Origin of the sequence: Dyella halodurans, assembly GCF_026283925.1 — a bacterium.
Classification (GTDB): Bacteria; Pseudomonadota; Gammaproteobacteria; order Xanthomonadales; family Rhodanobacteraceae; genus Dyella; species Dyella halodurans.
The window spans coordinates 145,386-168,479 of record NZ_JAPDPF010000001.1 but is presented as its reverse complement, the minus strand read 5'-3'; the positions used below and the strand labels follow the sequence as shown (position 1 = coordinate 168,479).

Sequence of the window (23,094 nt, the reverse complement as noted above, 5' to 3'; positions counted from 1 at the left end):
GCCATGTCCTCACCCCACCGTCAGCTTGATCGACTCGACGACGTTGCGCATGAAGCCGCCTGCATTCCAGTTCGGCGTCATGGGCTGCTCAACCCCGTTGCTATTGATCGCCTTGACCATCAGCACGTCCTCGCCCTTCGTGCGCGGCGTGTACTGCGCGTTCCAGCGGCGGAAGCTGTACTTGCCGAAGTCCTGCTCCAACTTCGCCTCTTGCCAGTGTGCGCCGCCATCGCCAGACCACAGGACCTTGGCGACGCCGGTGTCGCCGCCAAACGCGATGCCGCGCAGCGAAACCGCATGGCCAGCAAGAACGCGAGACCCGTCGCGGAGGTTGGTGAAGAAGGATCGCGGCAGCATGCGATTGATCGGCACACTCTTGAACCCGCTCTGGCCAGGTGCGACATCCGCATGTGGCGTGTCGGGAATCAGATAGGCCTTGGCCATCCAATAGTTGTCATCGGTCTTGTCGAGCACCTCGATGTCATTGAGCATCTTGACCCAGTAAGTGGCATACCAACCCGGCACGACCAGCCGCGTCGGAAAGCCATTCAACAAGGGCAGCTGTTCGCCATCCATGCCATAGGCGATGAGCACCTCGCCATCGCGCGCATGCTCGATATCCAGCGACTTCATGAAGTCCGGCGTCGCGGGGATCAAGCCGCTATCCAGGCCGTTGAAGCGCACTTGTACGGCGCCAGCATTGACACCCGCTCGATCCAGCACATCCTTGAGCCGTACACCGGTCCATCGCGCGCAGCCCATCGCACCGTTGTCCCACTGGCCGCCCGGCACGCGCGGATTGAAATGCCCTCGCGAATTGCCGGAGCACTGATTCACCGCCGCCAGCTCGACCGGCTCGAACTCGGTCATGAGCTGATGCAGGCTCAGCGACAGGTTCTTGCCGACCTGCCCATGGACGTTCAAACGAAACGCCGCCGCATCCACATCCGTAGGGATGGAGGCCAGGTGCCAACGTACATAAAAGCGATTGTTCGGCGTGAAGACGCCGTGGTCGAACACGTCGAACGGCGTCTCCAATAACGGAGGCCGTCCGCGCAGCAGGATCATCTGGCCCTTCTGCGGGAACTCGTTGGTGAGGTCACGATCGCCGTTGGCAAACGGCAAGCGGATGGACGTGGCCGAACCGGCCAACGCCGTGCCCGTGCCAAGTAGCCCCACGGATCCGAACAGCCCCGCCGTCTGCAGGAAGCGGCGACGCGATGACGACATGGGACCCAGCTCGTTGCTCATGTCGGTGCCCTCGTAGTGCCATCCGTATGCTGCGCGCAACGCAGTGCCGCAGGGTGCTCAGCCAACCGATGCTTCGATTGTAGCGCCGGGATCACCAGACCGGGAAACCATTCCCTTCCTTGGGCGGCACCGACGCGGCTGGGTCATTCGCGGCCGCGGTGTGCGGGTCTTCGCATTGGTGCTGGCGATGCCCCCCCGAGAACCTTCGGACACCCGTGCGCTCAGGGCTTAGGCGATCTCGCGCGCTCGGCAACCTGCTTGCAGCTCGCGTAATAGGCCTTGAGCTCATTCCTTACCGGATCAAGTTCGAAGGTGAAGCCATAACGGACGGCGCCATTCCGGTCACTGATCCAGGCCCCCATGGAAGTCGCCGTCAACAGACGCGCCAGCCCTCCCATGGGGAACGGGCGATCGATCACCAGCGATTGGTTGCCGTCATCCACGCTGGCACGTTGTTCCGGCAACATCTCCAGGTCGTCGACCTGAAAGTAGGCTCCGGCGCCCCGCGCTGCGAGTTGCCTGGCGCGATCCAGACCTACTTTGAAGGAGGAGCTAAGCGTGAGTCCATCGGGTCGGCACTGGAAGGTGATCTTATGCTCGCCGTCGCGAGCGATTTGGCTGAGCTCGAGATACGAGCCTCCTGCGGACGGGAGATATTTCGAGGTCGGCGGCAGGCGCCCGTTATTGGCAAGTCCCGAGGCAAGCATGTGCTCCGGAGCGAACCACATGATTCTATCGTTCGACGTCATTGGCGCCTGCATCAACGCGTCCTGGTCGATGCCCATCTCCTTCAAATACGAAGCCACTTCGCCCGGTACCTGCGGTGGCGTTCCCGCCTCGCCACTTTTCGTACTTGCCGTGTTGAACGTGTTCAGCCCGATGCGGTCGTTACCTGTCACCGCCCATCGATAGAGCCCGCCAAAGTACGCATAGGTGCAAGCGCCGACGCACAAGGAGTCCCTGGGCCCCGCGCCGGAGCGCAACTTCTTTCTCGGCGCCCCAAGATGCGTCACCATCGAGCCGGATCGAAACAACCGTCCCAGGGCCAGCCCGGCATTCAAATCACCACCCGGCGAATTCAGATAGATATCGGAGCCTGGGGGGATCTTGCGCGACTTCATCATGCCTTCAAAACGGCGCGGCGCGTCAGCGTCGATGCTGCCGTAGAGATACACCTGAGGAACGCGGGTAAGCGCGAGCGTCATCCGATCATCGTTGACTTGGATGGACAGCGGCTCGGTGCCCTGTCCTGATGCGACATCCGCAGGTGAACGAGCAGCGACGCCCTGGCCCTGGGCCGCAAAGATCGGACCGATGCAGGCGACCAGCAGCAAGAGACACGAGCCATGCCTACCTGCAAGACGAAATGAACTTTTGTGACTGAAACGGTGCTGCACTGCTATTCCCGTAGTTAAGCCCTTCAAGTGTGCGTTGTTTCGGGAGAACAGCAAGTGAACTCTTCGTCATGCTTGATGAGACTGGTCCAAGCGCGGTCGCAAGCAGGTCTGCGATGCCCGTCGCGAGTAAGCCCCCTGGTCGGCAGCGTGTCGGCTGGCGCGCGCAGAGTGCGCGCGCCAGCTTCGACGCGGGCTTAGCGGTCGCGTACCACTTCCGCTGGGGCCGCATCTCCCGACTTCTGCGCCAACGGCAAGGCATCGTTGACCAGATGCACCAGAAAGCGGCCGGATTGTTCCTGCATCATCATATGGGCCGAGTCGGCGAACGAGACCAATCGCTTCGACGGCGCCTGGATATGCTCGAACCATTGCTCGGCCAGTTCGTGTGCCGTGGTGTAGTCGTGCTGCCCCACGTACACGATCACCGGGCACTCGAAATGCGTCGTGTGATCGAAGTCGACGGCGAGCAGCGATGGCAGCAGGTGGTCCAGCGAAAACAGGCTGCCCTTGCCGATGGCGTCGAGGTCTTGCTGGCTGTAGTCGGGCGAGAGCTTCTCCACATCGTCTTCGAACTGATAGTCCTTGCGGCCATAGGCGAGGCCACCGTAGTACATCTCCCATTTGCTGCGCATGCCGACGCGGTCCAGCGTCAACTTGGTGCCGGGATAGGGTGCGAGCGCCTGCAGTTCGCGCACGGCCTCCTCGTTGCCCTGCGCTTTCGCCTGCTGCAGGGCGAAGGCGTAACCCACTTCTTCATTGCGGCGCCCGTTCACCACCTGCCCTACCGAGATATAGGCGTAGAACCAGTCCGGGTGCTGCTGCGCCAGATGCACGCCCAGCACCGAACCCCAGGAATGTCCGAGCAGGAAGATCTTTTCCTTGCCATAGTGCTGACGCAGATACTGGACCAGCTCTGCCGCATCATTGACCTGGCCCTCCACAGTCATGCCGGGCGCCATCGCCTCTTCGCTATTGGCGCGGTAGGTCTTGCCGGCGCCGCGCTGGTCCCACTGCACCACGGTGAAGTAATCCTCCCAGGGCGTCTGGAAGGTATATGCCTCCGGCATGGCCGTAGAGGCCGGGCCTCCATGCAGGAACAACAGGATCGGGTTGCGCCGGTCCTTGCCGCGAATCGTCACCCATTGATCGATGCCACCGATGTGCAGCTTGATCCTTTCGTCGATGCCTTGCGGCGAGACGATCTTGCGATTGCTGTCGAGAATCCGGGTGACCTCGTCACGCGACATCATCAACGTCTTGGCCTGGACCGGCGCTGCCGCATCATGGGCAACTTCGGCAGCGATCGCCTCGGACGATGCGTCGACCGCCGCGGTGCCGGCAACCAAGGTCAGTGCGAAAAAAACGGCATTGCGAAACTTTGCCAAGGTAACTCTCCCCATTTGAATTTGTCTCGAGCCACTGAAGTCATCAAGCGCGACGACCGCAGGGCGTGGCCGGCGCCTGTGTCCACTCCGGAATTCGGCGCCCTTACCCCACGTCACAGCAAGCCGCGTGCCAGCGCATCAGCCTCGGCGGAATCGCGTCATTTCAACCGCTTACCGGTGCCCGACCGTTCGGCATCGGCGTCCGCGGACAATGCCACGGACGTCCGGGCATGGGCGCCAGCGAGCACGGTTCAGTGCTGGAACGCCGCGGCGATGCGTCGGCCCAGTTCGGCAAACAACGCATCACGTTCGGCGTCGGTGGCGCGCGACCCGCTGAGCAAGGCGGCGACGATCACGGTGTGGCCGTTGGGCCAGGTCATTATGCCCATATCGTTATAGGCCCCGACTTCGCCATCCAGCGTTCCGGACGTGCCGGTCTTGTCCGCGAAACGAACATCCTTGGGCAAGCCCGCCCGGAGACGGTTGGGAATGGTCTGGGCATACATCAGGCGCAACAAGTGTTGCGTCGAGGCCGGCGACAACAACTCGTTGCGCCAAAGCTTGCGCAGGAAGGTGACGGCGGCGTCAGGCGTGCTGCGGTTGCGGGGATCGGCCATGAAAGCCTGGAATCCACGCTGGTGCCGCGCGTGCTCGGCTTGTGCCGACTCGTTGGTGGGCACCGTCTCTCCCGGCGCAAGGGCGCGGAACATACGGCCCACTCCGGCCTCGTCCAGGTCCACGCGCATGCCGTCGACGCCATGCGCATGCAGGAACGCAGTGACAACCTGCGGGCCGCCAACCACCCGGATCAAGGCGTCCACGGCCGTGTTGTCGCTTTCGCTGACCGCTGCGGTGAGCAGCTGGTCGACCGTAAACGTCATTTCCTCGCCCTGGAACTTCGCGCCGATCGAAGGCACGGCGGAACCGGGCAAGACGTCGGCGCGCTTGATGGTGACTTGCTGCCCCAGCGACAGCTCGCCGCGCTCGATGCGGGACAGCACCGCGGCGGCGACCGGGGCTTTGAACATGCTCATCATCGGAAACGCATGGTCTGCGTTGACCCGCCATGCGTTGCCACTCTGCAGATCCAGCACGGCAATCCCGAGCAGTCCGGGACGGGCCCGTTCCGCCAACGATTCCAGTGTGTGCTGGAGGTCGGCTTGGGCCGCGGCCGGTGAAGCCGTCTCAGCAGCTGCGGCAGATGGCGGCGAGCAGGCAAGCGCAAGATTGAACAGCAGTGCGGCGACGGCCGGTGTACGAACTCTCGTCATTTTCATCGAATACGTCCTTGCAGTCCTGGATGATCAGCAGAGCAGTTTGCACATCGAAATGGCAAGCTTATGGCTCGTATCTGGCTGTAAGGGTGGCGCGGGCGTCCACCAACAGCAACACTGATATAGCTACCAGGCCAATACCGGCAGCAGCCAGACACCGGTACGATGTGCTTACCACCTTTGGCTGGCGCCCCCATGCTCATCGTCCACCACTTGAACAACTCCCGCTCCCAGCGCGTACTATGGCTGCTGGAGGAACTCGGGGTGCCGTACGAGATCCGACGCTACCAGCGCGACAAGAAGACCATGCTTGCGCCGCCCGAACTGCGCGCGATCCATCCACTCGGCAAGTCGCCGGTCGTCGAGGATGACGGCCTGGTCATCGCCGAATCCGGCGCGATCATCGAGTATCTGATCGAGCGCTACGGTGACGGCCATCTCGCTCCCGCAACCGGCACACCCGAACGGCTGCGCTACAGCTACTGGCTGCATTACGCGGAAGGGTCGGCGATGCCGCCGCTATTGCTGAAGCTGGTGGCGTCACGCATCGCTCGCGCGCCCATGCCCTTCTTCGCCAAGCCGATTGCGCGCAAGATCGCCAGCTCACTGCAAGCCGGCTTCGTCGATCCACAGTTGAAACTGCATCTTTCGTATATCAATGAATCGCTAGCCAGAACGGGCTGGTTCGTGGGCGATGCATTCAGCGCGGCCGACATCCAGATGAGTTTTCCACTGGAAGCGGCCAGCGCACGCGATCGCGACCAGGCAAGCTATCCGCATATCGCAGCCTTTCTCGAACGCATTCATCAGCGGCCCGCCTATCAGCGCGCGCTCGAACGCGGCGGCCCCTATGCCTTGCTGAGCTGAAAGCCCATCGCCGTCCACCGGCCCGCCAACGCCATCGGCCATGGGGCCTTCGGGGCAAGAGCAATGCGACATCCCCACTGCTTCCAGCATGGCCGTGCGCCATCTTCGCGTCGATCAATGGCGGATCGAATCCGCCAGGTAGAGCGCAAGCCATGGCATCAGGACGAACAGGAGTATTCCTATTTTATAAACGGCGAGGCCTGCGTAATGAATAGCGTCAAAGGTCTCGTCAGAAAGCTTGAACCAACGGCCATGCATCCTGTACATCCAGCCCCGGGCAAAGACGAACGTGCCTGCCCAGAGCAGCAGAACTGCGTAATTCAGGCCTATTGACCAGAGCAGCATGTCCTTGATCAACGTTGTGCTCATTGCGCCTCTCCAACACGTCCAGCCACCCGATCGAAGGATACCTGCCAGGGGCCCAGTCGGCGCCGACATCCAGGCCATGCTAGATATATCCCGTCGTCGGCTCAATCGTGCTTAGCTTGTCGTTGACGCATGCAACGCCGGGGACATTTTCGACGAGTACACGCAGCGCATCGTGCATGACCTCATTTGTGACGACGCCGTTGAGATCAACCACGCCCTGTTGCACCGTGATCTGAATGGCAGAACGGGTGATCCATGGATGCCTGAGCATCTCCTGATCGATCTGTTGCCGGATATCGGCATCCGGCACATCGGTTACGGCCTGATCCCTGGGAAGCGTACTCAGGAAGGCGCGCATCAGGTCTGCACGGCTAAGCATGCCGATCAGCCGTCCCTGGCGCATCACGGGCAGACGCTTGAGATGGTGCTTCTCCACCAGAGCCACGGCATCGGCCAGCGGCGCCGACTCTTCGGTGGTCAGGACCCTGGTCGTCATCAGATCCCCGACCCGTCGGCTGTGCGTCTCCACATATTCCCGCGCCAGACGTCGAGGGCCTAGAATGATTTCCAGCCACCGCGGCCGCCGCCGCTCAGTGCCAAGCTCCGCCCGGCGCAGCAGGTCGCCCTCGGTCACGATGCCCACCAGGGCCCCCTGGCCATCAACGACTGGAAGCCCGCTCACCCTGGCCCCCAGCATGATGCGCATGGCTAATGACACTGGGTCCGTGACAAGGGCGGTCCGCACTTCGTAGGTCATCGCATCGCTCACTTTCATGACACCCGCCTCCGTTGGTCGGTTCGGGGATGGCCGCCCGCTTAGCGTGGCTTGCATGCCCTCGGTGGACGAGCGATGCATGCTTTGGCCGCCGCGGATTCCGCTGCTCACTTGACCATATTCAATCGTCGGCCTGAGGGCAGCCATCACAGCTCGAGGGTATGGATGACCTGCGCGGCATCCCTTGGATCGCGCTTTCGGTCGAACCCCAGGTAGCTGGCCAGATCGCGCATGGCTTCGTTGCATGCGGCATCCATCGAGAACATCTGATGGAAGCCGTTGCGGCGTGCCACATCGATCAGGTGACGCATCAACAGGACGCCCAGGCCACGGTGCCGCCAGTCGTCAGCGACTGTCACGGCGCATTCGCAGTGCTGGTTGTCACCCGACGCGCTGTAACGACTCACCCCCACTTCACGCAGCACGCCGTTGTCGTGCACCAGCGCCACAAATGCCATGTCCGTCCGATAATCCACGTTGACCCATTGATCGAGCAGCGCGGGACTGACGTCGCGCATTTCGCCCAAAAAGCGGAAGCGTTTGGATTCCGCCGACAGGCGTTCGATAAATTCGCTCTCGAGGGCTCGGTCTTCCGGTCGAATCGGCCTGATCAGGACGTGACTACCATCGTTCAGCGTTTCGATCCAATGCTCGCCTGCCAGTCGCGGGACATCCGCTCCTTCGGCGGGGTGCCTGGTGAAGGGCGTACTCATGAGGTGACCTCCGGTAGTCACGCTTTAGCGTGCGTTGGGCAGGGGCCAGCGAAGGCGTTCGCCTTCCTTGTACGCCGTGCCCAGCGGCCCGACTTGACCGGGGTCAATAAATAACGAGGTTGGGCCTCAAGCCACTTCGGTGCCGTGAGGCAGGCGGCCAAGCCCTTGACCACAGAGGTCGGCCAGCAGGTCCGGCCGCAGGATGCGGATCGTTTTGCGGTTCACGGCCAGGATGCCTGCGTCCTCCATCCGGCCGAACAGGCGGCTGACCGTTTCCACCACCAGGCCGAGATAGTTGGCGATGTCATAACGTGACATTGGCAAGGTCAAGGTGCTCGTATCACGCGACAATCGACCATAGCGATCGGCGAGACTGTGAAGAAAGATGGCCAGCCGCTCCTGGGCTTGCTGCTTGCCCATCATGATCAGGTGGCGCTGTTCGGCAACCACTTCGCGACTGATCACCCGCATCAGCTGTCGATACAACGATGGCACCTCCTGCACCACTTGCTGGAGCTGCACGTAGGGCAATTCACAGATACTGGTTTGCTCCAACGCTTCAGCGCCACAGAGATGGTGATCGTTGGTGAGGGCATCGACGCCCACGATCTCTCCTGGCAGATGAAATCCCAGTACCTGCACGTCGCCAGCGGGACTTTCCACGAAGGTCTTGAGCGATCCGGAACGCACCACGTAAAGCGCATGGAAGGCGTCTCCCTGGCGGAACAAGGCACCGCCACGAGCAAGCTTGCGCTTGTCACGCACGGCCGCATCCAGCCGTTCCAGGTCAGCGCTGTCGATACCGGCGGGCAGACACAGTTCATGCAGGGCGCATGAGCCGCAACTGCGTCGCAACTGATTCAGATCGAGAACGACAGCACCGCATTCCATCAGGGTCACCGTACTGCGCCGTGGGTGGTAGCCCATCTGCTGGTGGGCTGCGCAAACAATAGCACCATGCCACGCGCCGCCCGACATCGCCAGGCAGGTCTCGCCGCCTACCAGGCCACTCCGTGCGCGAGACCCCATGATGATCCGTTTGGACGGCTGCCGGCTGGCCGCATCAGCTGCCGTTTTGATTCTGTTTGACCACGGTCAATTGTGCCGTCCGGTCAAAAACGCAAGATAAAACTGCCTTGCAGATCGAGAACGCGGCCGTGCTGGATATCATTCTCAACGTCGATGGCGCCAACGACGATTCCTCCCTGTTGCGGGGCGCCCTGGAACTGGCCAGGCGCGAGCATGCCTTTCTGACGGGCTTGCAGATCGTGGCAGTCAACCCGTCCCTCATCGGCGTGGCCGACGCCAGCATGCTGCTCGACGCTGAAGAGCAGGACGCGCTCGGGCGCCGCACATGGTGGCTCGACCTGTGCTCGAAAGCGGGCACGGTCGGTGACTGGGAGGTCATTTGCGGACCCTATATTGCCTCCCTGGCCAAACGTGCTCAATTGGCCGATTTTGTCATCGGCCGATGGTCCACCCGTGCCCACACCGTCATTGGCGGGGCTGGGGAACTGGCGCGCGTATTGTTCGCCGACCGGGCCCCCATGCTGTTGGTGCCGGACACCTGGCAGGAGACACTGCAAGCACAGCGCGTGATGATTGCGTGGAACGGCAGCGGGGAAGCGGCTCGCGCCATCAAGGCCGCGCTGCCCTTGTTGATGCATGCGGCCGAAGTACATGTGCTCGACGGTGCGCTGGACGGGCTTCCGGGCATTAGTCCGCCATGCCCACCTCTTCGTGCGTGGTTGGCGCGTCATGGCGTACACGCGCACTGGCATGCGTTCAAGGGCCGGCACGACGCCGGCCGAAACCTGCAAGCCGAAGCGACGGCGCGGCAGGCCGATCTTCTGGTGATGGGCGCGTGGGGTCGATCACGGATGAGCGAGCTGTTGCTGGGAGGCGCTACTCGCTGGCTTCTGGAGCATACGCGCCAGCCACTATTCCTGGCGCATTGAATGCAGGGGGCAATGGGCCACCTGCCGGTGGCATGCACCGAGCCAGGCATGGGTTTCCCTGGGCCGGTGCAGAGGATCGCTATAGCGACTGCAGATATGCCGCGACCTCATTCATTTCTTCCGGCGTGAGATCTTTGATGATGCCGTGCATGACGGGGGAGTTGCGCAGATTGCCCTGGATCACCTTGAGCTGGCGCACGATGTACGGTGCATGCTGCCCTGCCAGGCGCGGAAAGATGCCGTTACCCTGCGCCCGGTCGCCGTGACAGTTGGCGCAAGGCACGACGCGATCGGCGACGCCTTGAGTGAACAATTTCCGCCCCGCCGCCATCAGTGCGGGATCCGTGCTGACCCCAGGCGGAGGAGGCTGCCTGGCAAAGTAGCGCGCCAACGCTGCCGCGGTGGCGTCGTCGATCAAGGTGGTCATGCCAAGCATGTAGTCGTGTGCCTCCTGTTCGCCACGTCCACCGCTCTTGAAGGCCTGGATCTGTGCGACGAGGTAGGCCTGCTGCTGACCGGCCAGCTTGGGGAAAGTGGGCGAAATACTGTTACCGCCGGGGCCATGGCAACTCGAACAAACCTGGCTCGCCAACTTGATGGCCACATCATCGCTGGCGATGGTCGATTGCGCGCCAGCCGCTGTGGCAACCACGCATAGCAGCAAGGCGCTTATCCACCTGCAACGGCTTTTGACGCGGGTCATGAGGTGTCCTCGGCTGCGCTTCGCGGTTGATGTGCCATGCATGTCAGTACACCAGCCACACATTCACGAACAACGTATTGTTGTCGCCTGCCGGGCGACCCGAACCATCGTAGTTGCTGCGTGCCCCGTTGAACTTGGTGTAGCCGTAGTACTGCAGCATCAGGCGCAGGTTCTGCAACGGCAGGTAGTCCAATTCGACGATATAGCCGTCAGTATCTGGACTGCCGTTGGCGCTCCCTCCCACCGAGCCCGGCCCATACAAGCCCGGGTCGGTCGTGCCATGTGTTCGAAACAGGGCCAGCGTTGCGCCGTACTTTCGCTCGAAGTAGTAGGTGGCCTTGAATTTGTCGGTGGTCAGCGTGTCGTCGGCGTTCGCCGGCGTGGGGCCGACACCTATGGGCGATCCGGCCAGGGTGGCGGGGTAGCTGGCGCGATAGTCCTGCTTCTCGCGGATCCGCGTGAACTGGAACGTATAGGTGTGCGGGTCGCTGATGTGCTGGAACTGTGCGTCGACAGCGATATCGGTGTAGCTGTCGGTCGGGGTGAACGGCATCGTGTTGTCGGGATACAGCCGGAACTTTGCGCCATAAGTGCCAACCATCAACGAGTTGGATCCCCATTCGCGGTTATAGGCCACGCGCCAGTACGGATTCACGCCACTTAGGCGATGCACGCCACCCGCAGTGTGGATGTCCTGTCCCGCGCGTAGTGGGGAGAAGAAGCCGTCAGCGGTCTGGTAACCGGTCAGCTCCACGTACACGCTGCGATTCCAGTAGACATAACCACCGGTACCGGCAACCTGCTGAGCCAGCGCACCATCAAGCAGGGTGGCTGCCGCTGCGGCAATGCCATTGGGCGGAACGGTAAAGGGAAACCCAAACGCTGGCGTGCTGTTCCACACATCCTGCACGGTGGGATTGTTGTGGATGGTGAAGCCGTAGAGCCAGCGCATATCGGTCTGGTCCGTATTCTCCGAGCGGCCGACGACACGCAGATCCGTGTTGTCGATACCGCTATGGCCTACCGTGCCACCCGCGCTGTCAGTGGCGAGGTTGTTGTACGTCCATTGGATCCAGCCACCGATGTTGTCGGTGATCTTGCCCGCCGCGAATACGCTGGCGGCGGAGAGCACCGGCTGATTGGTCTTGGGTACGATCTTCTGGCCTTGGTCGTCCCTGTTGTTTTTCACGCTGGTGACGCCGAACTGCGCCATCGTGGCCAAGGGGAGATCCTGCCGCTTGCCGATCGTGTAGCCGCTGAGCTTGAACATGCGGCCATAGGGCGTCAGCTCGGGAAAGCTCACGTGGCAGGCAACGCACGCCTGCCCGGTCTGCCTTGCATAAGCGGGCAAGGCGTGTGCGGCGCCGATGAAGCCGAGCCAGGCCAACAAGCCGAGACCAGCGATCCATCCGCCGCGAGACACCGAAGCCAAGCCATGACGCATTTAGATGCTTCCCCATCTACCCCTATTGGCAGACAGGTTGTGCCCACGAGCACCACTGAATCTTGACCGAGATCAACTTGAGGTTAAGTAGGAAAAATCCGATGGCAGGGCAAGCCCAGAGAAGGAGGGCATGAGGCGCAGGCTCTCGAATGACTGGACTGGCGTCGCACTCCAAGTCTCGCGGCAGTCTTCAGTCCGTGCCTCGCATAGCCAACGACGGTCACCTGGTCTACTTCATATCTTCCGGCGTCCCAACCGCGCCCCTTCTCAAGCATTAAAAAAGGCCATGAAAATCATGGCCTTTTTGACAAACGCGACAATGTGCCTAGGTGGCAAGCATTAAAACGGAATATCGTCGTCGTCGAAGCTGTTGTTCTGCACCGGCGGCGCGGACTGCTGGCGCTGCTGCTGGCCGCCGTAGTTGTCGCCACCACCGCGCGACTGGCCACCACCGTAGCCGCCACCGCCACCAGCAGCCTGGCGCTGCTGGCCACCGCCGCCGCCCTGCGGGCGCTCGCGATAACCGCCGCCACCGCCACCACCCGCGCCGGCACCTTCGGAGCCGCCGCCGAGCATCTGCATTTCCGCGGCGATGATGTCGGTGCTGAAGCGCTCAACGCCGTCCTTGTCGGTGTACTTGTCGGTGCGCAGCGAACCCTCGATATACACCTGGCGACCCTTCTTCAGGTACTCGCCGGCGATCTCCGCCAGGCGGCCGAACAGCTTGACGCGGTGCCACTCGGTGCGCTCCTGCTTTTCGCCGCTCTGCTTGTCGGTCCAGTTCTCGGAAGTAGCGATGCGGATGCTGGTAATCGCCGTGCCGTTGCCGGTGTAGCGGGTTTCCGGGTCGGCGCCGAGATTGCCGACGATGATGACCTTGTTGATGCCACGTGCCATGGGTTTCGTTTCCTCTTGAAGCCGGCGCTGCGTTCTGGGGCAGTCAGCACCGGGATGGTTGAACTGGTGGCTATCATAACCGTGCCACCCGCCGAGTACAGGGATTGACCTGGGCCCCGTGCTCGTGAGTCTGTCGGTTCAGTGCCCTACCCTATTGTCCGGGCCGGACGAAAAACGTCGCGGAATCAGACCACTGGCGACTCTCAAGGATTGCGACTGACGGATCAGCGGATGGCCGCTCAGACCCCGCTGATAAAGCGGTAGCCCACGCCGGGTTCGGTCTTCAGCCAGCGCGGGGTGGCCGGATCGTCGCCCAGCTTCTGGCGCAGCTTGCCGACCACGATGCGCAGGTAGTGGCTGTCGTGGGTATGGGTGGCGCCCCAGATATCGCGCAACAGTTGCTGCTGGGTCACCACGCGGCCGGCATGGCGCACCAGGGTGGTGAGTACGGCGTACTCCTTGCGGGTAAGCGCGAGCAAGGTCCCATCCAGCATGACTTCACGGCGCGCCAGATCGATCACCAGCTGACCATCGTCATAGCGCTGCGGCGCCTCCGGCTCGCCCGGACGGGCGCGCAACAGGGCGCGCAGCCGCGCCATCAGTTCCTGGATGCCGAACGGCTTGGTGACGTAGTCGTTGGCGCCCGCGTCGAGCGCCTTCACCTTTTCGTTTTCCGTATCGCGCACCGACAACATCAGGACCGGCACGTGACTCCATTGCCGCAGCTCGGCAAGCACATCGTGCCCTTCGCGATCCGGCAAGCCGATATCCAGGATGACCAGGTCGGGAGAGCGTGTTGCCGCAAGCGCCAGGCCTTCAGCGCCATTGGCCGCCAACAGCACCTCGTAGCCTTCGGCACGCAGGCCGATATCGAGGAACTTGCGGATCTGCGCCTCGTCATCGATCACCAGCACGCAGGGAATGGCAGCAGTCATGGGGGCTGGGATTATCCGGGTTGTTCGGGCGGCGGCGGCAAGGGCAAGGTGATGCGAATGGTGGTGCCTGTGCCCTCGCCGGGCAAGGCCTCTACGCTGCCGCCATGGGCGCCGATCATGCCGCGGCAGATGGCGAGGCCAAGTCCCGTGCCCTGTTTCGCCCGATCGCCACGCGACACCGAATAGAACATGTCGAAGATGAGCGCCCGTTCGTCCTCGGGAATACCTGGCCCGCGGTCGATGACATCAATTTGCAACTGCTCGCCTTTCGAGCGCGCCACCACCCGCACCGGCTCACCCGGCGGCGAAAAGCGTGCCGCGTTTTCCAGGATATTGAACAGGGCCTGCTCGATCAGCGCCGGGTGCACATAGAGCAAGAGCGTGCCCGGTGGCAGTTCGGTCACCAGCTTCAGGTCCGGGAACAGCTTGCGCAGCCGCGTGGTGGACGCAGCCACGATTTCGGCCACATCAGTCCAGTCGCGATTGAGCTTGAGCGTGCCGTGGCCCAGCTTGGTCATGTCGAGCAGATTCTGGATATAGCGGTCCAGCCGCTGCCCTTCGCCGAGGATGGCCTCGAGCAGCTCGTGGCGTTCGCCCGGCGGCAGCTGGTCTCCGTAACTGGCGAGTGTGCCGGCGGAGCCGATCATCGACGCGAGCGGTGAGCGCAGGTCGTGCGATACCGAAGACAGCAGCGCATTGCGCAAGCGCTCGGTCTCGCCTTGTACGCGCGCCCCTTCCAGCTCCTCGGCAAGCCGCGCGCGCTGCAGCGCCTGGCCGATGTCCTGCACCATCGCCAGCGCGAGGCTGCGCTGATCAGGCGAGGGCTCACCCAGCTCAGGCGGGAAGCGCAAGGCGGCCACGCCCAGCCGGTTGTCCTCGTTGCCAAGCGGCAACACCCAGCAAGGCGCCGCATTGAGCGTGTCGGTATAGCGACCCGCCTGCTCGGCGTGTTGCTCGCTCCAGCCGGACGCGGCCAGATCCTGTGTAAGCAGCGGGAAGTCGCGCGGCGACGATGCCACCACGCGAAGCACCTGGCCGGCATCGCGCGCCAGGATGGCGGTGTCGCAACGAAGGGCATGCGCCAGGGCGGCCGCCCCCACGGCGCGGATGCCCGCAGCATCGGTACTGGTGGACAGCCGCTGGCCCAACGCCAGCAGGGCACGCGCATGCGCATGCGCCGCGCGCATCGACTCCACCTGGCTGGCCAGCTGCGTTGCCAGCCGGCTGCAAACCAGCGCCGCCACCAGGAACAAGCAGACCGCCAGCACATCGTCGAAGTTGGCAATGGCCAGGGTGTAGCGCGGCGGCGCAAAGAAGAAGTTGTAACCAAGGAAACATAAGATTGCCGTGTATACGGCCACCGCCATGCGCGTGCGCACCGCCACCACCAGCACGGCGGTGAGGAAGATCAGCGAGAGGTTGGCAACGGAAAGATATCGGTCCGCAACGAACGACAACGCAAACGCAACCAGGGTGGCCAGCGTGGCGTAAATGTACTCATCCCGACGCCCGCGTCCGCCCGGCATGCGCAAGCGCAGGCGCGATTTCGCGCGCTCAGTCGGCGTGGCGATGATGGTGAGCTCGAGATGCGCGCCGCGACGCAATAGCAGCTGGGTCAGTGATCGCCCAAGCATGCGCGCCAGCAACCGCTCGCGCGTGCGGCCGAGAATGATCTGGCCAATGCCCTCGCGATCGGCATGGGCAATCAATTCGTCGGCGATCGCGTGACCGCGCAGGACCACGGTGTCGCCACCGAGACGGCGGGCCAGGCGCATGGCAGCATCCAGCCGCTCCCGTCGCGCCTTGTCGAGCGTGGCGCCGGTGTCGACAAAAGCGACGCTCCACGGCGCACCGCGCCGCTCGGCAATCCGCCGCGCGATCCGCACCAGGTACTCGCTTTGCGAATGGCCGTCGATGGCGGCGAGCACGCGGCGACGTACCGGCATGGCACCACCCCGCGCCAGCATGTGCTCGCGCAGATCGCTGTCGACATGGCCGGCCACCGTGTCCACCGCCAGCTCGCGCAGCGCGACCAGGTTGGTCGGCGAGAAGAACGCATCGAGCGCCGCGGCCGCTGTTTCCGGCACATAGACCTTGCCCTGCTTGAGCCGCTGGATCAGCTCGCGCGGAGGCAGGTCGACCAGCACGATATCGCGTGCCTGATCGAGGAAGGCATCCGGCACCGTTTCGCGCACGGTGACATTGGTAATGCGCCGCACCTGGTCGTTGAGGCTTTCCAGATGCTGCACATTCAGCGCGGTGTAGACCTCGATACCGGCATCCAGCAGCTCGGCGATGTCCTGCCAGCGACGCTCATGACGCCCGCCGGGCAAGTTGCTATGCGCCAGCTCGTCGACCAGGATCACTTCGGGGCGCCGCTGCAAGGCGGCGTCGAGGTCGAACTCGGTGAAGTCGCGCCCGCGATACGTCACCGGCCGCCGTGGCAGCTGCTCCAGTCCTTCGAGCAGTGCCGAGGTTTCCGGACGGCCGTGGGTTTCGACCAAACCGATCACCACATCCACGCCTTGCCGCTTCAGCTCGCGTGCGGCCGAGAGCATGGCAAACGTCTTGCCGACGCCCGGGGCCGCGCCCAGGAAGATCTTCAGGCGACGGCTGCGCTCTTCCTGGACGGAATCAAGCAAGGCGTCGGCGCGTGCTTCGCGGGAAGGTTCGGACATGCTGTCCCAGTATCTCAGTGATCGGCGGCTACGTTATGACTCAATGGCCATCCAGGGCCAGATTGAGCTTCAACACATTCACCCGAGGCTCGCCGAGCATACCGAACTGGCGGCCGCTGGTGGCCATGGTCACCAGCGCCTGCACCTGCGCATCGCTCAACCCGCGCGCCCTGGCCACCCGCGCCACCTGATAGGCCGCGGCCGCTGGCGAGATCTCCGGATCGAGACCGCTGCCCGAGGCGGTGACCAGGTCCACTGGCACCGGCGCGGTGTTGCCCGGATCGGCGGCGCGCAGCGCATCGATCCGTTGTTTCACCGCATCGGTAAGCGCGGGGTTGGTCGGGCCCAAGTTGGAACCGTTGGACGCCGTGCCGTTGTTGGCCTGTGGCGTGGTTGCCGACGGGCGCCCCCAGAAGTACTTCGGTTCGGTGAAGGACTGGCCGATCAGCGTGGAGCCGATCGGCCTGCCGTCTTTCACGATCAGGCTGCCGTTCGCCTGCGACGGGAACAGCACCTGGGCCAGTCCGGTAACCACCAGCGGATAGGCGATGCCGGTGATCACCGTCATCAGCAGCAACATCCCCACCGCATTGCGCAAGAGCCTGCTCATATCATGACCTCAGTAGTGAAGGATCGCGTCGATCAAGCCGACGACCTGGTAATTCTTCTTGCCCGCGTCGTAGGCATTCACGTCGTACGAGTGCTCGTAGCGCAATTCCGGGCGGATCTCCAGATCCTGGGAGACCCAATGCGTGAGGCCCAACGTATGACTGCTGTAGCGCGTCGCGAAGCCCGTGCGCTGCCCCTTCTCGTCGTCGTAGTACTCGTTGCGGAACGACATCATGTTGCTCGAGTTCAACTCGAAGTTGAGGTAGTTGACGATGCCGAATGCGCCAGCCGTACCTGCCAGCGGGGAAGACCCTGCCACACCCGGCGTGCCGTACGGTCCAAAGCCCGGAATATTGCGGCCGTACATGCGATAGGCCTCGGTCTGCATATGCACGCTGTTGTTGAAGCGGTGACCCCAGGTCATCACGTACATTTGCACGTTGTTGTAGTTGTAGTCCGACTTGTTCCAATTGTTCACGCAGGGGTAAAGCATGTCGTTGTTGTCCGCCGACACCCAGCGCACACAGGTCTGCAGCGAGGGACGTGCCGAACCGTTCCACGGCGCCGTGTCGTTGGAAGCGTTGATGCCGATCTGAAACGTCCACTGGCTGTTGAGCTTGGTCGTGGTCATTACGCCGGTCTGGGTATACGGATCGACCGTGTACAGGATCGAATGCGTGACCAGGTAGTTCTGGGGTGCGAACTGTGCCTCGATATCCGGCAGCGACAACCAGCGACCGATGCGAACGACCATACCCTCGGCCACCCAGGGGATGTAGATGTCACCATAGAACAGCATCGGATCGACGCCGTAGGTATTGCCCTGCAGCGCGCTGTTCGCCCTGGGATTGTTCAGAAGCTGGTTGCTGAACACGCCCTTCGTGATGGTGTAGTGGTAGTCGTAGCCGTACAGCGTGGAAATGTTGAAGCCCCAGTCGACGTGGTCGGTCTGGACCGTGTCTTCCACGCGAGTGATGTTGAGCACCAGCTGGTCGAACTCCACGCGATTCGGACGCGTCGCGTACGAGAGCGGAAAGTTAGTGAAGCTGGACGAGCTCACGTTGGCGGATGGATTGATCCAACCGTTGATTTCGATCTTGTTGCGTTCCATCCAGTTGCCCAGCTTGGTGCAGGAGAGCGCCTTCTGCAGCGGATACTGACCGTATGCGTTGGGCACGCCGATCGGCGCAGCCACGCCACCGAGCTGCCATTCCGAGCTGGGAAACGGCGGCGAATTGAGCGGTGCGTCCATGGCGCGACGCGCGGGCGCGGGCGCATTGGGGTCGGCCGGCTGGGCGTCCTCGCGGTAAGCCGACGCCAGGCGCGAGAAGAAACCGCTTGAACAATCGGCGCTACCCGCTACCGGCGCCGAGGGCGCCACATGGTCGACGTCGGCAATGGCAGCAGCGGGTGAAACGTCAGTCGTGGACGCAAGCACTTGGCCAGCGGGCGCAAGCGCAAGCAGAACCGCAAACGAAAGCGTTGTCTTCGACAGCATTTTCTTCGAAACCATAGGTGTTCCTGACATTCGGCCCGGGGAAGGACCGTCCTTTTCTTGTGGGGTTGTGTGGTGCCGTGGAGCGTCGATGCCTTCCGGCATCGACTTCAAATGCCGGCGTAGCCGCCGAGCACGTAATCGTCCTGAGCGCTGCTGGGCGCCTGGTCATCATTCTTCCGCTCTACCTTGACCGTCCGCGCCGAAGTCGACGGCAACGCGATCACCACATCACAGGTGGAATCATCGGTGGACAGGCGCAGCTCCATGTCCGGGTGCGTGTCGTCGGGCAGCGAAACAGAAAGCTTAAGTGTCTGCATGATCTAAACCTCTCGCTTCAGGCCAGTCCGCACAGGACCAGCAGCATGTCGATCAGCTTGATGCCGATGAACGGCACCGCGATACCGCCGAGACCGTAGACGAGCAGGTTGCGGCGGAGCAAAGCGCCCGCACCCAGTGCCCGGTACTTTACGCCCTTCAGCGCCAGCGGAATCAGGAAGATGATGATCAGCGCGTTGAAGATCACGGCCGACAGAATCGCACTCTGCGGCGTGGCCAGCTTCATCACATTGAGCGCATTCAATGCCGGATAAGTGGTGGCAAACGCCGCCGGAATGATGGCGAAGTATTTGGCGATGTCGTTGGAGATGGAGAAGGTGGTGAGCGAGCCGCGCGTGATCAGCATCTGCTTGCCGATCTCCACGACTTCGATCAACTTGGTCGGGTTGGAATCCAGGTCGACCATGTTGCCGGCTTCCTTGGCCGCCTGCGTGCCGGTATTCATGGCCACGGCAACGTCGGCCTGGGCCAGCGCTGGCGCGTCATTGGTGCCGTCACCGCACATCGCTACCAGTCGATTCTCGGCCTGAATCTTGCGGATCAGCTTGAGCTTCGCCTCCGGCGTGGCTTCGGCAAGGAAATCGTCAACACCAGCTTCGGCAGCAATCGCAGCAGCGGTGAGCGGGTTGTCGCCGGTAATCATCACCGTCTTGATACCCATCCGGCGCATCTCGGCAAAACGCTCGCGGATGCCGCCCTTCACGATGTCCTTCAGCTCGATCACACCCAGCGCCGTGGAGCCTTCGGTCACGATCAGCGGCGTGGCGCCACGACGAGCGATATCTTCGGCCATATGCTTGACCAGCGGCGGCAGATGGCTGCCGTTCGCTTCCAGGTAGCGCTCCACGGCGTCGAGCGCACCCTTGCGGATAACGCGCTCGCCGATGTTCACGCCACTCATGCGCGTCTGTGCGGTGAACGGCACGAACTCCGCATGACCCTCTTCCAGCTGGCGTTCGCGCAAACCGAAACGCTCCTTGGCGAGCACCACGATGCTGCGGCCTTCCGGCGTTTCGTCGGCCAGTGACGCGAGTTGGGCAGCATCGGCGAGGATGCTCTCCTCCACGCCCGGGGCGGGCAGGAAGGCGACCGCCTGGCGATTGCCCAGGGTGATGGTGCCGGTCTTGTCGAGCAGCAGCACATCGACGTCGCCCGCTGCTTCGACCGCACGACCGGAGGTGGCAATGACGTTGGCGCGAATCATGCGATCCATGCCGGCAATGCCGATCGCCGACAGCAGCGCACCGATGGTGGTGGGAATCAAACAGACCAGCAGCGCCACCAGCACGGTGATGGTGATCGGCCTACCCGAACCCGCCGCCTGCGCGCTGTAGATCGAATACGGCAGCAGCGTGGCGCAGGCCAGCAGGAAGATCAGGGTGAACTTCGCCAGCAGGATGGTCAGCGCGATTTCATTCGGCGTCTTGCGCCGCGAGGCGCCTTCCACCATGGCGATCATGCGATCGAGGAAGCTTTCGCCCGGGTTCGCCGTGATGCGCACCACCAGCCAGTCCGAAAGCACGCGCGTGCCGCCGGTGACCGCACTGCGGTCGCCACCCGATTCGCGGATGACCGGCGCGGATTCACCGGTGATCGCACTCTCGTCCACGCTCGCCGCACCGACCACCACCTCGCCATCACCCGGCATTTGTTCGCCGGCTTCCACCAGCACAAGATGACCGATGCGCAGCTCGGATGACGGCGTGAACGTCACCGATGCTTCACGATGGGGGCTACTCAAGCGCTTCGCTATGACGTCCTTGCGCGAACTGCGCAGCGCCGCCGCCTGTGCCTTGCCACGACCTTCGGCGAGGGCTTCGGCGAAGTTTGCGAACAGCAGGGTGAACCACAACCAGATGGTGACCCAGAAGATGAAGCTGGTGGGCGCCTCGCCGTGTCCGGTCAGCGCCTGCACCCACAACAAGGTGGTCAGCACGCTGCACACGAACACCACGAACATCACCGGATTGCGGAACTGCAACCGCGGCGACAGTTTGCGGAACGAGTCCGCCACGGCCTTGAGGATCAGTGCGCGATCGAACGTCCGCACTGTGTGAACGTGAGTATGTGTCGTCGTCATGGATCAGTGTCCCGTGGTCTTCAGCGGACCGACATCAGGAATTCGGCAATCGGTCCCAGCGCGAGCGCCGGTAGGAAAGTCAGCGCGCCAACTACGATCACCACGCAGGCAAGCAAGGTGACGAACAGCGGCGTATGGGTGGGCAAGGTGCCGGCCGAGGCTGGCACGTGGCGCTTGGCCGCCAGCGAACCGGCCATGGCCAACATCGCGATCGCCAACAGGAAGCGCGACAGATACATGCACACGCTCAACAGCACGTTCCAGAACGGCGTGTTGGCCGAGAGACCGCCAAACGCACTGCCGTTGTTGTTGGAGGCCGAGGAGACGGCGTAAAGCATCTGGCTGAAGCCGTGCGCACCAGGATTGGACACCCCAGCCACGCCCGCCGGCGTCATCACCGCGATGGCTGTGCAGATCACCACCAGCGCACACGGCACCAGTACGGCGAGGCTGGCCATCTTCATCTCGTGCGCCTCGATCTTCTTGCCGAGGTATTCCGGCGTGCGGCCCACCATCAGTCCGGCAATGAACACCGCCACGACCGCAAAGGCGAGCATGCCGTAGAGACCTGAGCCGACGCCACCGAACACGACTTCGCCGAGCTGGATCAGCCACATCGGCACCAGGCCACCGAGCGGCGTCATCGAGTCGTGCATGGCGTTCACCGCGCCGCACGAAGCCGCCGTGGTGATGGTGGCGAACAGGCCGCTGGCGGCGATGCCAAAGCGCGTTTCCTTGCCTTCCATGTTGCCTCCGGCTTGCAGCGCAGAGGCGTGCTGATCCACCGCCAGGCCATGCAAGGCCGGGTTGCCCGCCTGTTCTGCGCCAATGGCACAGTAGGCCAACGGTATGAAGATCAGCAGCATGGTGGCGAGGATCGCCCAGCCCTGCCGCCGGTCGCCCACCATGCTGCCGAAGGTGTAACAGAGACCGCCGGGGATCAGGAAGATCGCCAGCATCTCCAGGAAATTGCTGAACGGCGTCGGGTTCTCGTACGGATGTGCCGAATTCGTGTTGAAGAAGCCGCCGCCATTGGTGCCCAGCTGCTTGATCGCGATCTGCGAAGCGGCCGGGCCCATCGGCAAGGTCTGCGTCGTCACTTTCGATTCGTGGGTGACGTCGTGGCCGGCCGCATCCTTCAACGGATTGCCAGCGGCATCCTTGACGGTCTCGGTCATGCTGGTGACCTGTGCCACCGGCACGTCGACGTAGGCCGAAAAGTTCTGCACCACGCCCTGCGATACCAGCAGCAAGGACATCAGCAGCGAAAACGGCACCAGCACGTAGAGCGTGCTGCGCGTCATGTCCACCCAGAAGTTGCCGACGCTGTCGGCGCTCCGGCGGGTGAAACCGCGCACGACCGCCAGCAGCACGGCGATACCGGTCGCTGCGGAAAGAAAGTTCTGCACCGCCAGGCCGAGCATCTGGGTCAGGTAGCTCATGGTGTTTTCGCCACCGTAGCCCTGCCAGTTGGTGTTCGTGATGAAGCTGATGGCCGTATTGATTGCCGAATCGGGCGTCACCGCCGCGAAGTGCTGCGGGTTCAGCGGCAGCCATTGTTGCGCACGCTGCAACGCGTACACGGCCAGCATGCCGACCATATTGAACAGCAACATGGCGATCGCATAACGCCGCCAGCCCATCTGCTCGTCGGCGCGCACGCCGGCAATCCGGTAGAGCAGTCGCTCCACCCCACCGCCGAATCGCGTGACACGATTGGGCGTCTCGGCAAACGCCAGCGCCATATAGCTGCCTACCGGCTTGATCAGCACCAACAGCACGGCCAGGTAGAGCACGACCTGGAAGAAATCGAAGGTAGTCATTCAAACCACTCCGGCTTGAGCAGGGCTACGCACAAATAGCCCGTCAGGGCCACCGCGATGACGGCGGCCACGATATAGATGACGTTCATGGGAGATCTCCCG

General features: G+C 62.9%; 21 protein-coding genes. 2 read left to right on the top strand and 19 right to left on the bottom strand.

Translation table 11 applies throughout. The features are described 5' to 3' along the window. Nucleotides 1–9: 9 nt before the first annotated feature. The 4 genes from OUZ49_RS00740 to bla form a co-directional block, all read right to left on the bottom strand. Complete coding sequence (locus tag OUZ49_RS00740) at nucleotides 10–1,251, bottom strand: molybdopterin-dependent oxidoreductase (RefSeq protein ID WP_266147982.1); 1,242 nt, start codon at nucleotides 1,249–1,251, stop codon at nucleotides 10–12. Between the two features lie 221 nt (nucleotides 1,252–1,472). After that, nucleotides 1,473–2,585 carry a hypothetical protein gene (locus OUZ49_RS00735; RefSeq protein WP_266147980.1) on the bottom strand — a complete coding sequence of 371 codons (1,113 nt, stop codon included), beginning with the start codon at nucleotides 2,583–2,585 and terminating at the stop codon, nucleotides 1,473–1,475. 257 nt (nucleotides 2,586–2,842) lie between these two features. Further along, complete coding sequence (locus OUZ49_RS00730) at nucleotides 2,843–4,033, bottom strand: alpha/beta fold hydrolase (RefSeq protein WP_266147979.1); 1,191 nt, start codon at nucleotides 4,031–4,033, stop codon at nucleotides 2,843–2,845. A gap of 251 nt (nucleotides 4,034–4,284) precedes the next feature. Further along, a complete protein-coding gene (gene bla, locus OUZ49_RS00725) occupies nucleotides 4,285–5,310 on the bottom strand; it encodes a class A beta-lactamase (RefSeq protein WP_266147977.1) in 1,026 nt (341 codons plus the stop codon). Between the two features lie 192 nt (nucleotides 5,311–5,502). On the opposite strand from bla, the gene OUZ49_RS00720 reads away from it, so the two are divergent. Further along, a complete protein-coding gene (locus OUZ49_RS00720) occupies nucleotides 5,503–6,174 on the top strand; it encodes a glutathione S-transferase family protein (RefSeq protein WP_266147976.1) in 672 nt (223 codons plus the stop codon). A gap of 114 nt (nucleotides 6,175–6,288) precedes the next feature. On the opposite strand, the gene OUZ49_RS00715 is transcribed toward OUZ49_RS00720, so the two are convergent. The 4 genes from OUZ49_RS00715 to OUZ49_RS00700 form a co-directional block, all read right to left on the bottom strand. After that, nucleotides 6,289–6,543, bottom strand: coding sequence for a DUF6868 family protein (locus tag OUZ49_RS00715; RefSeq protein ID WP_266147975.1), 255 nt, complete (start codon nucleotides 6,541–6,543; stop codon nucleotides 6,289–6,291). A gap of 79 nt (nucleotides 6,544–6,622) precedes the next feature. Beyond that, entirely contained in the window at nucleotides 6,623–7,318 is a 696-nt protein-coding gene (locus OUZ49_RS00710; RefSeq protein ID WP_266147974.1) for a CBS domain-containing protein, read from the bottom strand. A 146-nt stretch (nucleotides 7,319–7,464) separates the two neighbouring features. Beyond that, nucleotides 7,465–8,031 (bottom strand): GNAT family N-acetyltransferase, encoded by a 567-nt coding sequence (locus tag OUZ49_RS00705; protein ID WP_266147973.1) that lies wholly within the window; start codon nucleotides 8,029–8,031, stop codon nucleotides 7,465–7,467. A gap of 126 nt (nucleotides 8,032–8,157) precedes the next feature. Continuing rightward, on the bottom strand, nucleotides 8,158–9,060 hold the full coding sequence (locus OUZ49_RS00700; RefSeq protein ID WP_266147971.1) for a cyclic nucleotide-binding domain-containing protein: 903 nt from the start codon (nucleotides 9,058–9,060) through the stop codon (nucleotides 8,158–8,160). A gap of 107 nt (nucleotides 9,061–9,167) precedes the next feature. Here OUZ49_RS00700 and OUZ49_RS00695 point away from each other — a divergent pair, with 107 nt between their 5' ends. Next, nucleotides 9,168–9,989 (top strand): universal stress protein, encoded by an 822-nt coding sequence (locus tag OUZ49_RS00695; protein ID WP_266147970.1) that lies wholly within the window; start codon nucleotides 9,168–9,170, stop codon nucleotides 9,987–9,989. 79 nt (nucleotides 9,990–10,068) lie between these two features. On the opposite strand, the gene OUZ49_RS00690 is transcribed toward OUZ49_RS00695, so the two are convergent. From OUZ49_RS00690 to kdpF, 11 genes are all read right to left on the bottom strand, one after another. Further along, a complete protein-coding gene (locus OUZ49_RS00690) occupies nucleotides 10,069–10,692 on the bottom strand; it encodes a c-type cytochrome (protein WP_266147969.1) in 624 nt (207 codons plus the stop codon). Nucleotides 10,693–10,735: 43 nt separating this feature from the next. Next, a complete protein-coding gene (locus OUZ49_RS00685) occupies nucleotides 10,736–12,136 on the bottom strand; it encodes a hypothetical protein (protein WP_266147968.1) in 1,401 nt (466 codons plus the stop codon). Between the two features lie 339 nt (nucleotides 12,137–12,475). Further along, nucleotides 12,476–13,033 carry a single-stranded DNA-binding protein gene (gene ssb / locus OUZ49_RS00680; protein WP_266147967.1) on the bottom strand — a complete coding sequence of 186 codons (558 nt, stop codon included), beginning with the start codon at nucleotides 13,031–13,033 and terminating at the stop codon, nucleotides 12,476–12,478. Between the two features lie 239 nt (nucleotides 13,034–13,272). Next, complete coding sequence (locus OUZ49_RS00675; protein ID WP_266148614.1) at nucleotides 13,273–13,980, bottom strand: response regulator; 708 nt, start codon at nucleotides 13,978–13,980, stop codon at nucleotides 13,273–13,275. Continuing rightward, the gene (locus OUZ49_RS00670) at nucleotides 13,980–16,646 is read right to left on the bottom strand and encodes a sensor histidine kinase (protein WP_266147965.1); all 2,667 of its coding nucleotides are present in this window, start codon (nucleotides 16,644–16,646) and stop codon (nucleotides 13,980–13,982) included. Before OUZ49_RS00670 ends, OUZ49_RS00675 begins: the two co-directional genes overlap by 1 nt. A 40-nt stretch (nucleotides 16,647–16,686) precedes the next feature. Continuing rightward, nucleotides 16,687–17,256, bottom strand: a complete 570-nt coding sequence (kdpC, locus tag OUZ49_RS00665) for a potassium-transporting ATPase subunit KdpC (protein ID WP_266147964.1) — start codon at nucleotides 17,254–17,256, stop codon at nucleotides 16,687–16,689. Nucleotides 17,257–17,265: 9 nt separating this feature from the next. Continuing rightward, nucleotides 17,266–18,768: an outer membrane beta-barrel protein gene (locus OUZ49_RS00660; RefSeq protein WP_266147963.1), complete on the bottom strand. Its 1,503-nt coding sequence runs from the start codon at nucleotides 18,766–18,768 to the stop codon at nucleotides 17,266–17,268. Between the two features lie 92 nt (nucleotides 18,769–18,860). After that, nucleotides 18,861–19,070 carry a hypothetical protein gene (locus OUZ49_RS00655; protein WP_266147961.1) on the bottom strand — a complete coding sequence of 70 codons (210 nt, stop codon included), beginning with the start codon at nucleotides 19,068–19,070 and terminating at the stop codon, nucleotides 18,861–18,863. A 17-nt stretch (nucleotides 19,071–19,087) separates the two neighbouring features. Next, nucleotides 19,088–21,169: a potassium-transporting ATPase subunit KdpB gene (gene kdpB / locus OUZ49_RS00650; RefSeq protein ID WP_266147960.1), complete on the bottom strand. Its 2,082-nt coding sequence runs from the start codon at nucleotides 21,167–21,169 to the stop codon at nucleotides 19,088–19,090. A gap of 20 nt (nucleotides 21,170–21,189) precedes the next feature. Continuing rightward, nucleotides 21,190–22,992, bottom strand: coding sequence for a potassium-transporting ATPase subunit KdpA (kdpA, locus tag OUZ49_RS00645; RefSeq protein WP_266147959.1), 1,803 nt, complete (start codon nucleotides 22,990–22,992; stop codon nucleotides 21,190–21,192). Beyond that, nucleotides 22,989–23,081, bottom strand: a complete 93-nt coding sequence (gene kdpF / locus OUZ49_RS00640) for a K(+)-transporting ATPase subunit F (RefSeq protein ID WP_243047848.1) — start codon at nucleotides 23,079–23,081, stop codon at nucleotides 22,989–22,991. The genes kdpA and kdpF overlap by 4 nt, the downstream gene beginning before the upstream one ends. Nucleotides 23,082–23,094 lie beyond the last annotated feature (13 nt).

Bases quoted from the DNA above. Each gene is read 5' to 3' on its own strand.
- OUZ49_RS00740 (WP_266147982.1), bottom strand. From the start codon at position 1,251: ATGAGCAACGAGCTGGGTCCCATGTCGTCATCGCGTCGCCGCTTCCTG.
- bla (WP_266147977.1), bottom strand. From the start codon at position 5,310: ATGAAAATGACGAGAGTTCGTACACCGGCCGTCGCCGCACTGCTGTTC.
- OUZ49_RS00720 (WP_266147976.1), top strand. From the start codon at position 5,503: ATGCTCATCGTCCACCACTTGAACAACTCCCGCTCCCAGCGCGTACTA.
- OUZ49_RS00715 (WP_266147975.1), bottom strand. From the start codon at position 6,543: ATGAGCACAACGTTGATCAAGGACATGCTGCTCTGGTCAATAGGCCTG.
- OUZ49_RS00710 (WP_266147974.1), bottom strand. From the start codon at position 7,318: ATGAAAGTGAGCGATGCGATGACCTACGAAGTGCGGACCGCCCTTGTC.
- OUZ49_RS00705 (WP_266147973.1), bottom strand. From the start codon at position 8,031: ATGAGTACGCCCTTCACCAGGCACCCCGCCGAAGGAGCGGATGTCCCG.
- OUZ49_RS00700 (WP_266147971.1), bottom strand. From the start codon at position 9,060: ATGGGGTCTCGCGCACGGAGTGGCCTGGTAGGCGGCGAGACCTGCCTG.
- OUZ49_RS00690 (WP_266147969.1), bottom strand. From the start codon at position 10,692: ATGACCCGCGTCAAAAGCCGTTGCAGGTGGATAAGCGCCTTGCTGCTA.
- OUZ49_RS00685 (WP_266147968.1), bottom strand. From the start codon at position 12,136: ATGCGTCATGGCTTGGCTTCGGTGTCTCGCGGCGGATGGATCGCTGGT.
- ssb (WP_266147967.1), bottom strand. From the start codon at position 13,033: ATGGCACGTGGCATCAACAAGGTCATCATCGTCGGCAATCTCGGCGCC.
- OUZ49_RS00670 (WP_266147965.1), bottom strand. From the start codon at position 16,646: ATGTCCGAACCTTCCCGCGAAGCACGCGCCGACGCCTTGCTTGATTCC.
- kdpC (WP_266147964.1), bottom strand. From the start codon at position 17,256: ATGAGCAGGCTCTTGCGCAATGCGGTGGGGATGTTGCTGCTGATGACG.
- OUZ49_RS00660 (WP_266147963.1), bottom strand. From the start codon at position 18,768: ATGGTTTCGAAGAAAATGCTGTCGAAGACAACGCTTTCGTTTGCGGTT.
- OUZ49_RS00655 (WP_266147961.1), bottom strand. From the start codon at position 19,070: ATGCAGACACTTAAGCTTTCTGTTTCGCTGCCCGACGACACGCACCCG.
- kdpB (WP_266147960.1), bottom strand. From the start codon at position 21,169: ATGACGACGACACATACTCACGTTCACACAGTGCGGACGTTCGATCGC.
- kdpA (WP_266147959.1), bottom strand. From the start codon at position 22,992: ATGACTACCTTCGATTTCTTCCAGGTCGTGCTCTACCTGGCCGTGCTG.
- kdpF (WP_243047848.1), bottom strand. From the start codon at position 23,081: ATGAACGTCATCTATATCGTGGCCGCCGTCATCGCGGTGGCCCTGACG.